General features: G+C 48.1%; 10 protein-coding genes. 1 reads left to right on the top strand and 9 read right to left on the bottom strand.

Translation table 11 applies throughout. The features are described 5' to 3' along the window. Window positions 1-111: 111 nt before the first annotated feature. The 6 genes from BUC30_RS11950 to BUC30_RS11975 form a co-directional block, all read right to left on the bottom strand. Complete coding sequence (locus BUC30_RS11950; protein ID WP_073425078.1) at window positions 112-1,437, bottom strand: hemolysin family protein; 1,326 nt, start codon at window positions 1,435-1,437, stop codon at window positions 112-114. After that, window positions 1,430-1,915 carry an rRNA maturation RNase YbeY gene (ybeY, locus tag BUC30_RS11955; protein WP_012820391.1) on the bottom strand — a complete coding sequence of 162 codons (486 nt, stop codon included), beginning with the start codon at window positions 1,913-1,915 and terminating at the stop codon, window positions 1,430-1,432. The genes BUC30_RS11950 and ybeY overlap by 8 nt, the downstream gene beginning before the upstream one ends. Further along, window positions 1,915-2,205 (bottom strand): hypothetical protein, encoded by a 291-nt coding sequence (locus BUC30_RS11960; protein WP_012820392.1) that lies wholly within the window; start codon window positions 2,203-2,205, stop codon window positions 1,915-1,917. Before BUC30_RS11960 ends, ybeY begins: the two co-directional genes overlap by 1 nt. A gap of 231 nt (window positions 2,206-2,436) precedes the next feature. Beyond that, a complete protein-coding gene (locus BUC30_RS11965; protein ID WP_073425079.1) occupies window positions 2,437-3,204 on the bottom strand; it encodes a metal ABC transporter ATP-binding protein in 768 nt (255 codons plus the stop codon). Further along, window positions 3,204-4,079, bottom strand: coding sequence for a metal ABC transporter solute-binding protein, Zn/Mn family (locus tag BUC30_RS11970; protein ID WP_073425080.1), 876 nt, complete (start codon window positions 4,077-4,079; stop codon window positions 3,204-3,206). The genes BUC30_RS11965 and BUC30_RS11970 overlap by 1 nt, the downstream gene beginning before the upstream one ends. Continuing rightward, window positions 4,079-4,870 (bottom strand): HAD-IIA family hydrolase, encoded by a 792-nt coding sequence (locus BUC30_RS11975; protein WP_073425081.1) that lies wholly within the window; start codon window positions 4,868-4,870, stop codon window positions 4,079-4,081. Before BUC30_RS11975 ends, BUC30_RS11970 begins: the two co-directional genes overlap by 1 nt. A gap of 134 nt (window positions 4,871-5,004) precedes the next feature. Between BUC30_RS11975 and BUC30_RS11980 the strand changes: the two genes are divergently transcribed. Continuing rightward, window positions 5,005-5,739, top strand: coding sequence for an RsmE family RNA methyltransferase (locus BUC30_RS11980; protein ID WP_073425210.1), 735 nt, complete (start codon window positions 5,005-5,007; stop codon window positions 5,737-5,739). A gap of 37 nt (window positions 5,740-5,776) precedes the next feature. Here the strand turns inward: BUC30_RS11980 and BUC30_RS11985 are convergent, their stop codons facing one another. The 3 genes from BUC30_RS11985 to BUC30_RS11995 all read right to left on the bottom strand — a co-directional run bounded on the left by BUC30_RS11985 (window position 5,777) and on the right by BUC30_RS11995 (window position 12,701). Next, complete coding sequence (locus tag BUC30_RS11985; RefSeq protein ID WP_073425082.1) at window positions 5,777-9,694, bottom strand: cell wall-binding protein; 3,918 nt, start codon at window positions 9,692-9,694, stop codon at window positions 5,777-5,779. A gap of 170 nt (window positions 9,695-9,864) precedes the next feature. Then, entirely contained in the window at window positions 9,865-11,049 is a 1,185-nt protein-coding gene (gene purT, locus BUC30_RS11990; protein WP_073425083.1) for a formate-dependent phosphoribosylglycinamide formyltransferase, read from the bottom strand. A gap of 80 nt (window positions 11,050-11,129) precedes the next feature. Further along, window positions 11,130-12,701, bottom strand: coding sequence for a hypothetical protein (locus BUC30_RS11995; protein WP_244536617.1), 1,572 nt, complete (start codon window positions 12,699-12,701; stop codon window positions 11,130-11,132). Between the last annotated feature and the right edge of the window lie 120 nt (window positions 12,702-12,821).

A 12,821-nucleotide genomic window follows, 5' to 3' on the forward strand; every position in this document is an offset into this window, starting at 1 on the left:
ATCCTTATTATCGTATGAACGTCTCGTATTGTAAAATCTGCGGAATTTTCGGCAAAAGAAAAAGCCCCGATTAGGGGCTTTCCTCACTTTTTTGAGATGCAACTTCGAGCTCTACACTTTGTGGAGTGTCTGCGTCTTGGGGCCTTTCACGCCGGCAGGGAGAATCATCATGACCTTTTCCATGCGGGTGCCGTCCATGCGCAGAACGCGGAACGTGTAACCCTGAATCTTGACTTCGGCGCCTGGCGACGGGATGATGCCAAGCGTTGCCTGGATGAGTCCGGAGAGCGTTTCCACGTGGGAATTCTCAGGCGGCTTGAGTTCCACATCGAGCTCGTATTCCAAATCCGAAAGCGTCATTAACGGGTCGAGAATGTAGCGTCCGTCCTTCAACTTCTGCACGTCCTCGTCTTCGTCCATGTCGTCTTCATCGCGAATTTCACCGACGATTTCTTCGAGAATATCTTCAAGCGTCACAAGTCCAGCCGTACCGCCGTATTCGTCCACGACAATCGCGAGCTGGTTACCCGTCTTGCGGAGTTCCGTCAAAAGATCATCAATCTTCTTGTGGTACGGCACATAAACCGGCGGCATCACGAGCTTCATCAAGTCAAACGGCTCGTCATGATGTTCCGTGTACCATTCCAAGAAATCGCGGTTCGAAAGGATACCGACAATGTTGTCGACCGTTTCCTTGTAAACCGGCAAACGGGAATGGCGTTCGTTGTTCAACACCTTCACCAAGTCCTCAAGCGACGTGTCCACATCAATCGCGCACATGTCCACACGCGGAGTCATGATTTCGCGCACCGGAGTTTCCACGAAGTCGAAGATGTTGAGGATCATCTGGCGTTCTTCTTTTTCGAGGCCTTCGCCTTCAGAGAGCGAAGCATCCGAGAGGTCCGCCTGCACAGCGTCACGGCGTTCTTCGGGCAAGAAGCTGAGCTTAGCGTCGTAACCCAAGGCGTTCAGCAACTTGAGGTAAATGGTATGGCAAACGCGTCCCACCGGCACAAACGGCATACGGATGAGCCTGTACAGCGGCACAAGCACCACAGACAAAGTATCCGGTTTCAAGTTGCCAATCAGGTTCGGGCAGAAGATGGTCACTATATAAATCACGGCACAGGCGCAAAGCATGTACGCCATGATTCCGAGCAGCCAGAAGTCGTGCGTCCACTGCCACGGCGCATTCGAGAACAAATAAAATCCGAACACGCCAATGCCCACGTCCGAAAAGATTCGGCCGATGGAAACGGTTTCGTTGTAGCCTCGGTTTTCGACAATCTTTGCAATCTTCGATTCGCGGTCCGTGCGGTCGTGGTCTTCACGCTTGGCATAGATGGCGGCAAAGACTGCCTTGATTAAAGTAAACGATGCCGAAACTAAAAGAAAGAAAACGAGAAGAACAATCGCAATGGTGTTCGTATCACCCATTTTCCATGCTCTCCTTGTCCTTGTACGGATCCAGTCCCAAGAACTCGCATTCGCGGGCGCGCATCACCTTGCGGTCGGCAGCCTTGATATGGTCGTACCCCGACAGGTGGAGTAGTCCGTGAACAATCACGCGCTTCATCTCGGCAAAAAAGCTATTGCCGTACTGCGGGGCCTGGCGCTTGACCTGATCCCTTGCGATGTAGATTTCGCCGAGCATCTCTTCTTCGCCCGGGATTTCTTCGTGCCATTCGAACGAAAGCACGTCCGTCACCTTGTCGAGCCCGCGGTAGTTCTTGTTCATCTCGCGAACGAACTCGTCGGTGCAGAGCACGATGTTGACGTTGTTCTCCGTGCCTTCTTCGGCAAGGAGCTTGCGGGCCATAGCTTCGAACTTATCCTTCCACGGGAAGGACTCGATATTCCCCTCGCACAGGAAATCGATAGTGTAGTCTTTCTTTTTACTAGCAGGGTCTGGCATTAAATGTTATACCACTTTTTTAAGACGTTGATAATGGCTTCGGCTTGCGCCTTGCCTGTAATCTTGAACTTGCCTTGGGGCTTGAACGTGCCTTGCATCTTGCGGTAACGGCGCAGAGAGACCTTCGGTTCGCTGAACTCGCCCGTTTTCGGGTCACGGTCCTGGTAGAAGAACATCACGGTCGGCCAGGCGCCCTTCGAAAGGACTTCCTTGCTCAATTCCTTGATGACGACTTCGCCGGTTTCTTCGTCAGTGTATTCGACGGTCAAATCTTCAACTTCTGCACTCATCTTTACCTCCAATGAAACACAAGTACTATACAATTATAACATTATTCTTTGAGGTGATATGGGCAGGAGTTAGGATTTTAAGGTTATTAGTCACTAGTCAATAGTTATTAGAAACGCCCCCATCATCCAGAACGAGAAGCGACCCCAAAGACGCAAAGCGCCGAGCCCATTCCCCATCGTTACAGTCATAAACAGATCCAAAGCCAAAAACTAATGACTAAAGACCAATGACTAATGACCAGTATGATGATGCTCGCAGCAGCCACCGTGGGTATGGTCGTGGCTCCCGAGAACACGATGCGGCACCCCGTGAGCAATCAAATCGACCTCGCAGCCATAAGTGCTATGCAACATTTCTTCGGTCAGGTTCGCCCCTTCATGGTAATGCACAGAATGGTTCACGCAAACGACGCTTTTCACCTTATGCGAAAGAGCCATCAAGTCATGCGTCACGATCACAATCGTCATCGTCTCGCTGAATTCCGCAAGCATGTTGTAAAGCGCTTCAATCCCAGCGACGTCAATATTATTGGATGGTTCATCCAAAAAGAGAATCTTCGGATTGCAGACAAGAGAACGTGCAATGAGTACGCGTTGGCGTTCACCGCCACTCAATTCGCCCAGACGACGGTCCAAATAACCACCAATATGCACGCGTTCAAGCGCTGCCTTCACTTCGTCCGACTTGGGAGAAAGCCCGGTCTTGCCAGTGGCAACGCACTCGCCCACCGTAATCGGGAAGTCGATATTCTTGTTCGTGTTCTGCGGCACATAGCCAATAGCCACCTTCTTCGTCGGGACCTTTTCGCCAAAAACGCGCACCGTCCCAGACGTCGGTTTCAAGAGCCCGACCATCAGTCTCATCAGTGTAGACTTGCCACCGCCATTCGGTCCGATAATAGCAACAAAGTCATTTTCGTCAATGGACAAGTTCACGTCCGTAAGCACGGGCGACTTTCCATAGCCAAAACTGAGATTGCTTATATCGATAGCAGACATTACTTCTTGCTAGCCTCTTTAAGAGCTTCGATGAACTTACGGGTATTGCCAATGAAATCAGCATCGAGCGGATCCGTTTCAACAACGACGGCATTCAAGTCCTTAGCAATAGTTGCAGCGGCGCGCTTGCTAAACTGCGGTTGCACAAATACTGTCTTCACGCCATTCTTGCGTCCCATCTTGATAAGTTCAGCCAAATCCTTCGGCTTGGGTTCCTTGCCATTGACCTCGATAGCGTACTGCTTGAGCTTGCAATCCTTGGCGAGATAACCGTATGACGGATGGAACACAATAAACGAACGACGGGCAATAGGCATATTGATAACGGTTTCGTTCAGCTCGCGTTCAAGCTTGCTCAAAGTTTTCTGGGTTTCCTGGATTCGGGAAATGTAGTACGTTTCATGTTCAGAATCTATCTTTTTGAGTTCCTGATAAACATTCTGCGCTAAGATTTTCACGCGATACGGAGAGGTCCAAATATGCGGATCGAGTTCTTCTTCATGATGATGACCATGAGCTTCGTGTTCATGTTCTTCCATCTTCATCCATTCCATATTTTTTGCAATATTAATGACCTGAACCTTTTTGTTGGCGCCCAGGAATCGAGGCAGCCAAGCCTTGTCCAAGCCGGAACCATCCGTGAAATAAATCTGAGCGAGCGAGAAAGCCTTGATAATCGCAGGCTTCGGTTCGTAATTGTGCGGATCAGCACCCGGAGGCAAAAGCGTCACCACATTCACGCGAGAACCACCGACCATCTTTACGAGAGTTGCATACGGCTGCAACGAAACCGCAACCGTAATGTGTTCATCGCCGGCAAATACAACGGCGGGAATCACGACGAGCAGGAACAAAAGACGTGCAATATGACGCATTATTTTTTTCCTTCTAAAAAGGCGTTGAAATCAATTTCACTAACGTTATTGACAATAAATTCGGGTTTCACATCGAGATGATCGACATCCGACATTTTCGATTCGCCACACAAGGGCAACACAAAACGGCAGCCGGAACGCTTTGCCAGTTCAAAATCCGTATAGAGGCGGTCACCCACAAACAGGATTTCTTCGGGGCGGTAAAGCTTCAAAAGTCCAGAGAGCATCGCCGGATTCGGCTTGCCAAAACTCATCTCGGGTTCGACACCGTAAGCGGTCTTGAGGAGAGCCATGAAGCTTCCGATATCGGGCACCGGACCGCGTTCGTCAGGGCAGACAAAATCCGTATGCGTGACCCAGAACGGGATACCGCGCTGCACTCGGAAAGAGAGTTCGCAAAGTTCTCGGTAATCAAAGCTGTTGTGGTAAGCGACAAGCACCAGCTCGGTTTCTTCGACCGAAGGGCGCAAATTAAGGCTCGGGTCCTGAGCCGCAAACCATTCGTACACTTCCGGGTTCGCAAAGAAAAAGACGTTCTTGATCTTGCGTTCGTGAATCGCATCGAGCGAGAGGTACAACGCCGAGATGATGGAATCATCAGCAAGCGGAAGCCCCATGACCTTGAGGCGGTTCTCGTAAAAGACCGGAGACTTGCTCGTGTTGTTGCTCAAATAATAGACCGGCACGCGCTTAGAGACGCGATTGACCGTTTCGACCGCACCCGGGTATGGGCGGCCACTCAAATAGAGAGTTCCGTCTAAATCGAAGACAACAGCTTTTACTTTTTTCACGGGATGTAATATAGAAAATTAGTTACTAGTTACTAGTTATTAGTTACTAGTCTATACAGTCTTAGAGAGTGCATAACAAACAACCAATGACTATTGACCAACAACTCACTCTTATGTTTGCTATTTTTACTGTTATGAAAACTCCTGATAGTCGTTTCTATTGCCCGCTCATTAGCGTTGGCACCATTATCTTGGACGAAAATGAAAGCAGCCATGCCGTGCGCGTTTGCCGCGCCGCAAATGGCGATACGCTACAACTCTGCGACGGCCTCGGGCATTACGCCGATGCAACAATCACCAAGGCAGACTCCAAAGCCTGCGAAGTCCGTGTAGACACAGTCGAAGACGCTCCGTTCAAGCGCCCGCGCCTGAATCTCGGTATCGCCTGCCTCAAGGATGACGCCCTCGAAGAAGTCGTTTTCCATGCGGCACAGACCGAAACGGATAGCATCATCTTTTTGCGTACGGACTATTCACAAGAGCCCAAGAACTCCGACTTGAAAAAGACGGTTCGACGCGCCGAGCTCAAATCGCTCGTGAGCCTCAAGCAATCCAAGAAGCCCTGGATGACGCGCATCGAAGGCCCGATTGAATTCGACAAGTGGCTCAAGGATTATCAGGGAGACTTGATTCTCTGCGATATCGATGGAGAACGTAAGTTGGATTTGGAAGACGGCTCCGAGAACACCGCAGACGGAACGCCAGTCAAGCCAGTTACTTTACTTGTAGGACCGGAAGGCGGATTTTCACCTCGCGAAATCGAAGCGATAAAAGCGTTCAAGAACGGGAAAGTCCATTTGCTGAACTTAGGCAACACGCGCCTTCGCGCCCGCACCGCCGCCATAATCGCATTAGGAAAAGTGCTATAACGAAAAGAGCCGCGCAACCGCGCGACTCTTTTAACATTTATCGAACATTCACGATTCTATTTCGTCCGGCAACCCGCAGGAGGTAACGACCGGACTTTGCCACTTGCAACATGACCGTAGAACCGTTTGCATAGCCGCGCTGTAACAGTCTGCCCTGCAAGTCCATGAGCGCATAAGATTCGCCCATTCGCAAACCGCTAATTTCAACCATGCGGCCCTGCGTACGGATCGCTATTGGCGATGCAACAAAAGCAGACGCAATTGAGACCTTGCCGGAACTGCTTGATTTCACAGAACTACTACTGGATTTCGGCTTGTTCGACGAGCTCGAAGATTTCACTGAACTGCTACTGGATTTCACCTTTTCGCTAGAAGACGACGACTTCACAGAACTACTACTAGACTTCGGTACGCTTGACGAGCTAGACGACTTCACAGAACTGCTGCTAGATTTCACCATTTCGCTATAAGATGACGAGGACTTCGGCTCACTCGACGAAGACACTTCCGTCGCACTTGAAGAGCTTGAAGAACTCGAAACACTCGAAGAGCTAGAACTTCTCGGAGCAGTCACGACAGCGAGCAGGCTATCGATAAACTTATCCGAAACTTTATTATTCAACACCGGATACTTATCGCTATCCGACTGCGTCCAAGCAGAACCATCCAAGCCATGATCCCTGTAAGACTGCAAACGCTTCAGAAGATTCTTGTTGGCGAAATCTTCGGCAGCAACAGCTGTACCGCCAAGTCCCTCCGGCAAACCTTCCAAATAGTAGGCAGCATCCAAATGAAGATCTACATAATTTTTCTTGAATCCGCAAATACCGCCAATAGAATCCGAGCCCGAAACATTACCCATGTTGTACGAATTGTATACAAGCGTCGAATCATTCTTAAGGTATCCGACAAGTCCACCAATTCCACCCTTTTTAGAAGACGAAACTGTAGCCACATTATAGGAATTACTCAAATGCAAGAAATCCGTTATTTCGCCTCCAATTAGCCCACCAACCGCTTGAGTTGCACTGACAGAGCCTTCATTGTAAGAATACATCATCGTAAGAGAACCTTTGGTTTCATACGAAAGTCCAATAAGTCCACCCACATCAGCAGCACCTTCAACGGGACCTCGGTGGAAACAAGAAAGTACCAAGGTCTGTGTACGATCCGTGTAGCCAATCAAGCCACCAACATCTTCGTAACCTTTTACAACACCTTCAAAATAAGAATTGGCAATAACTAAAGACTTCCCATACATCGCTCCGACAAAACCGCCAACACTGTTTCCGCCAAAGACATACGAATCAACAATTCCCAAATTCTTGATAACCAGATTTCCCGATTCAATCCTGCCAAAGAAACCACACGCAGCATGCGAAGAACTATGGCAATACAGCTCCGACAAGATCAATCCAGAAATCGTATGACCATTTCCGTCAAACACACCTTGATAGTTATTCAACGGGAACCACGGCTCAAACGAAGATATTTTCGACGAATCCAGCTTTCCATCGACAAGGACATTTTCGTTCAGAACAATATCATCAGTCAACTTTGCACAAAGAGGAGTCTTCAAACTATCCACAATGTCCCTGAACAGATTCAATTCACTTACATTTGCAATTTCATAGCAACCATCTTTCTGCAACGGGTAATGGATCCACTTTGCGTAGAAAGTCTGTGGGCCCTTCGCCTCGGCAGGAATAGCCTTCATGGCTTCGCCCGAGAAATTCGCACTAGCATACCAACCGCCAAAGACATCACCATCCTTTACAGGAATCGGAAGCGTCGTGGCAATACCCTCTTTATACTTGTTGTAATATTTTACCGTATCTTCCGGGAAGGTCACCAGTTTCAAGTCCGACAAGGCAACGCTCGCCGAAACAGAGCCACTAAAAATCGGATAACTATCGGAGCCAACTTTCTGTCCCCAAACGAGTCCGTCGCGCCCGGCAGTCCGGTAATTGTGGAGCAAAGTTGCAACAGTTCCATCAGAAAAAAGTTCAGAATCAACATTGGAAACCACAACAGAATCTACAGTACGATAAGTTTTTTCTATTTGCTTTTTAGTTGTTTCCGTGAACGTATTCTCAAATTCAGGAGCTAAACGCGTTTCAAACGAATAAATAGCAGGCCTCACCTCTAAAGACTTTTCTCTTGCATAGGGGTCTACTCCATACGAATTAACAACAAAAAGTCTATAATCCTGAGTATAACTATAACCAACGCGCCCCACCAAAAGCCCGACATAATTAGAAGAAATCAGCTTTGCAGCACTATAAGAATTTGCAATCAGAGTTTTCCCATAAGTTTGACCAATCAAGCCACCGGATAAAGAACCATTAACAATACCATCATTGTACGAAAGCTCTAGCGTCAAAGAATCTCCATGATGATGCCCCACAAGACCCAAACCGCTTCCACCAACATACGACGACGAATAGCAGTTCCTTATGTGGACTGCCTTACTTGAATCACGAACAAGCCCCACAATCGCGCCTACGCCACTAGCGCCATGGAAATACGAATCCATAACGCCTACATTTTCGATTTTCACTTCGCGTTCGGGATCCGGATTCATGACAGACCCAAACAAACCGATATAATAATATCCGTCATTGAAATAGAGACCCGATAAAACATGACCCGCACCGTCAAAATCTCCGGCAAAATTCCAGATAGGAATCCAAGGGAGGAAGTTTTTTCCATCCCCATTAAGGGTATCATTCAACAACACATTTTTATTGACAACAATATCCTTTGTCAATTTTCCACAAACGTAATTACCATTATAAGAAACTGCATTTGTAATCAAGGCAAAGCCATAAAGTTCCTCGGCAGAGCCAATCTGATAACATCCATCGGCTTTTTTAGGATACTTGACATCGAGTTTTTTCGCAGGATTTTCATACGTTCCCACGGAGCTTACCAAGACGCTACCCGTCAGATTCGGGTACAAGTCAGCCCCCAACGTCTGTCCCCACATAGAGCCTTCAACACCATTTTTATTATAGTTGCGCAACCATTCGAGGATTAGGCCAAATCTAAAGTCATCCTTTTGCAAAGCCATTCCCAACTCGATGGGTTCTCCAAATTCCGGCAACAAATAAAAGATATTATCGGCAACCAAATCATCACTCTTATACGAGCCCACAAGAGGAAGCGGGTTGTCCGTGAATCCCCGTTCAATATAACTGAATGAATTGTAAATGCTCAATTTTCCAAGTGAAGTTCCAACAAGGCCACCAGCAACATCACCAGAAGCCGAGCCTACATTATACGAATTCACTATAGTCAGATCACCGTCGTTACGACCTACAAAACCTCCACAACCTGTAGAGTCTCCTTCATAATATCGGGAAACATACCCCTTATTATAGGATTCGCTAATTTTAAGAGAACTGGCACAGCCTACCAAACCGCCTGAAACCCAACGCGATTCAACGTTGCCACTTTGGTAGCTATTCGTTATTTCTGCTGCATGAGCTTTTCCTGCAATGGCGCCGTTACAACCCGCACCAGAAAAATAGTTGCCAGCGATACCTAGGTTCTTGACAATCGCAAGTTTTTCAACGCTACCATCGGCGTTCGTAAAGCCACGGAGTTCACCAAACAACCCTACACTTGATGTAGAATCCTTTGAAAACTGGTATGCACTGTAATAAAGATTTTCAATGGTATGGTTTTGCCCATCGAAAACACCCCGGAAAAGCTCTATGGGAACCCAGTAATTCGTGTAATTCCAACTCTCCCAATCCACGTAAATATCAGCCGTCAGCTTACCACATTCGTCGTGCGTTTTGGAAGCATTTACAATATCGGCAAAGCCATAAAGCTCTTCAGCGGTCGAAATGGCGTAGCAGCCATCGGAATCAAGCTTAGGCGCCGAGGGGACAATCGGATCAGCAGCAAAAGCTACAGCCGCCAAAGCAAGAATTAAAAATCGTTCCATAAATTTCCTCCTTCTTTTCAACAAGAAAAGCACCCCGACTTAAAAGCCAGGATGCTGTATAAAATACAAATTTTTCGAAAAAATTCAGTAATTAGTCATCAGTCATTAGTCAATAGTTACTGTTAGGCACCAAAGGTGCGACTATTCAACCAAAAACTAAAGACTAGCAACTACAAACTAATTTTCACTTTTTCGCGCATAGCCATGACAGTTGCCTTGGCTTCTTCGACAGTATCGCGGCGAGCAAGGAGAACGCCCATACGGCGGTGGCCCTTGAGTTCCGGCTTTCCGAACAAGCGAAGGCCCGTATCCGGTTCTGCAAGAACTTCTTCCAAGCCGCTGAACTTCACATGGTCAGAATTGCCATCGACAACGATTGCCTTCGAGGCGCTCGGACCGTGGAATGCGATGTTCGGAATCGGGAGACCGAGAATAGCGCGTGCGTGCAATGCAAATTCGGAGAGATCCTGAGAAATGAGCGTCACCATGCCCGTATCGTGCGGACGCGGAGAGACTTCGCTGAACAAGACTTCGTCCTTGCAAACGAAAAGTTCCACACCAAAGATGCCGCGACCGCCAAGAGCGTCCGTGACCTTCTTTGCAATCACCTTTGCCTGTTCCAAGAGTTCCGGCTTCATCGGCTGCGGTTGCCAAGATTCCTGATAGTCACCGCCCACCTGGTGGTGGCCAATCGGTTCCAGGAAGCTGGTGCCGCCCACATGGCGGACCGTGAGCAAAGTAATTTCGTAATCGAATGGCACAAAGCCTTCGACAATCACGCGGCTGGCAGCACCAGTGCGACCACCCGTCTGGGAAATGTTCCAGGAATTTTCAATGTCGGCTTCGGTCTTGATGACGCTCTGACCGTGACCGGAAGAACTCATCACCGGCTTTACAACGCACGGGATGCCGATTTCCTTGACCGCAGCCTTGAAATCTTCGTAGTTATCCGCAAAGCGGTACGGGCTCGTCTTGAGTCCGAGCTCTTCGGCTGCCAAGCGGCGGATGCCTTCGCGGTTCATCGTGAGCTTCGTGGCCTTAGCGGTCGGGATGACGTTGTAGCCTTCCTTTTCAAGTTCCACGAGCGTATCCGTTGCAATCGCTTCGACTTCCGGCACGATGTAGTCCGGCTTTTCCTTTTCAATGACAGCGCGGAGTTCCTTGCCATCGAGCATGTTGATCACGTAGCTGCGATGAGCCACCTGCATGCCCGGAGCGTTAGCGTAACGGTCCACAGCAATCACTTCGACGCCAAGTCGCATCATCTCAATGATGACTTCCTTGCCCAATTCTCCAGAACCGCAAAAGAGAACCTTCGTTGCGGTAGAACTAAGAGGTGTACCGATCTCTGCCATAAAAACTCCTTGTTGTGACTACAAATATATAATTATTAGGCAACCATTAACAGAGACGCCCACGCGGTGGCGGGCATGAATTAGAACTTCAAATCAACCGGATTGAAATTGAATTTCACGCCTGAGCGGATCCAGGCGTCAGAGCCATCTTCACGCTTGTCATGAGCAAGATTGCGATACACGCGAAAGCCTCCGCCAAAGTAGAATCTAAACCAGTCTTGCACTTTTCTTTCATAAAGAACATCAACGACAAACTGTTTTTCCACAACGCCCGAAAGCGCACTTTCCGGTTTCAAAGCAACATCGTAGTCCGTATAAAGCTCCTTATCGCCTTGACGCAGCCAAGCAAGCGTAAGCGTTGCCGAATGAACGCTCCATTTCCAGTTCATGTCAAACCAGAGATCAAGTGCATCGCAGCCTCTGCGGTAACCAATGGGATAATCGACAAAGTAAGCATCGGCGTAATCAGGTTCTCCCTGCTCGCGATAATTACTGCGATAATTGCGACGACCCGTGTATTTCAAAAGCGGAAGTCGGCTGTTGTTTGCCGCCGGGTCTGTTTTCACGACATCCAAGCGCCAAGAGAACTTGCCGTAGTTGCGGGTTTCAAGTTCATGATAGTATCCGACCATGTAATTAATGATGGAGCGGTTCGTACCCTTCTTTTTATCTTCACCCACTGGGCTTGCAATATCTTCCATATTAATTTGGCTATAGAACTTAGCACCATTGGAAGTCTTGTAACCAAATTCTACAGAAGTCGCGGCAGACGTATATCCCGTAGCGTAGTTATCATGCCAATACATAAACGGATTGAAAGAGCGGAATTCTAGAGACTTGCCGCCAATGACACTTTGTTCCACAAGGTAAATCCAGAATTTCTTTGTATCGACACCGAGCCTATGGAATACCATGTTTTTCACATTTTCGGTATAAGTACGATTGCGCTGGTTACTAACCTGACGACCGAGCTGCGTACATTTTTGGACATACGCTTCGCTACCCTCCGGCGGGCAGCCTGTTTCGTGATCAATCACATCATTAAAAAGCCAGGCGTTCAACGAACTCAGCAAAAAGTCATAGCGGAAAATGCCAATATTCAATTTCCAGTGAATACCATCATGGTACGGCAAACCACCCAGAAAAACATCATTCTTGGAAACTTTCAAATCTTCGGGATTAAAACGACCAAACTGCACAAAGCCAACTTCATTATCCCACTTGGCATAGGCATTGATCGGCACATTGATATCAAGTTCACTCGGCTTGTAGGTAAAGTTCGTCTTGAGTTCGCTATTGTACCAAGCTTCCAAATCCTTGCGCAAAGGAGCTTCTATCAAGAAGTGGAAATCCTTGTAGCCCGCGCGGAAACTCAGCGTAAAGAAAGGATTGATGCGTTCCTCGTAACTACGAGCCGTTTCTAGTGGAATCCTGATACCATACCAGTTATCACCAATTTTGCTGGTTTTATAGTTTTCGAGTTTTTCAACAGAAAACATCGGGTCGGTCGGACCGCCGTTAAAGCCGAAATTGAAATCCGTCCCAATCTGGAAATAGCCAACCTTTTCCGCAGGCTTTTCAGAAACATTTTCAGTCGAGGCAAGCGCCGCCCCCGCCATCAAACAAGCAAACAATAAAGCACGAGATAACATAACATAAATGTATTAAAAAAGGTGATTCCGGCACGGAGGCCGGAATGACAAATCAGGCATGAAGCAAGCACGCCGTGAGCCCCAAGCGCCTCGTATCAACGAGGCATGGTGGCGAGAGCG

It is taken from the genome of Fibrobacter sp. UWB7, assembly GCF_900142945.1.
Lineage (GTDB): Bacteria > Fibrobacterota > Fibrobacteria > Fibrobacterales > Fibrobacteraceae > Fibrobacter.

What these genes read in the sequence shown, in the direction of transcription:
- BUC30_RS11950 (WP_073425078.1), bottom strand. Translation starts at nt 1,437, where the DNA reads ATGGGTGATACGAACACCATTGCGATTGTTCTTCTCGTTTTCTTTCTT.
- ybeY (WP_012820391.1), bottom strand. Translation starts at nt 1,915, where the DNA reads ATGCCAGACCCTGCTAGTAAAAAGAAAGACTACACTATCGATTTCCTG.
- BUC30_RS11960 (WP_012820392.1), bottom strand. Translation starts at nt 2,205, where the DNA reads ATGAGTGCAGAAGTTGAAGATTTGACCGTCGAATACACTGACGAAGAA.
- BUC30_RS11965 (WP_073425079.1), bottom strand. Translation starts at nt 3,204, where the DNA reads ATGTCTGCTATCGATATAAGCAATCTCAGTTTTGGCTATGGAAAGTCG.
- BUC30_RS11970 (WP_073425080.1), bottom strand. Translation starts at nt 4,079, where the DNA reads ATGCGTCATATTGCACGTCTTTTGTTCCTGCTCGTCGTGATTCCCGCC.
- BUC30_RS11980 (WP_073425210.1), top strand. Translation starts at nt 5,005, where the DNA reads ATGAAAACTCCTGATAGTCGTTTCTATTGCCCGCTCATTAGCGTTGGC.
- BUC30_RS11985 (WP_073425082.1), bottom strand. Translation starts at nt 9,694, where the DNA reads ATGGAACGATTTTTAATTCTTGCTTTGGCGGCTGTAGCTTTTGCTGCT.
- purT (WP_073425083.1), bottom strand. Translation starts at nt 11,049, where the DNA reads ATGGCAGAGATCGGTACACCTCTTAGTTCTACCGCAACGAAGGTTCTC.
- BUC30_RS11995 (WP_244536617.1), bottom strand. Translation starts at nt 12,701, where the DNA reads ATGTTATCTCGTGCTTTATTGTTTGCTTGTTTGATGGCGGGGGCGGCG.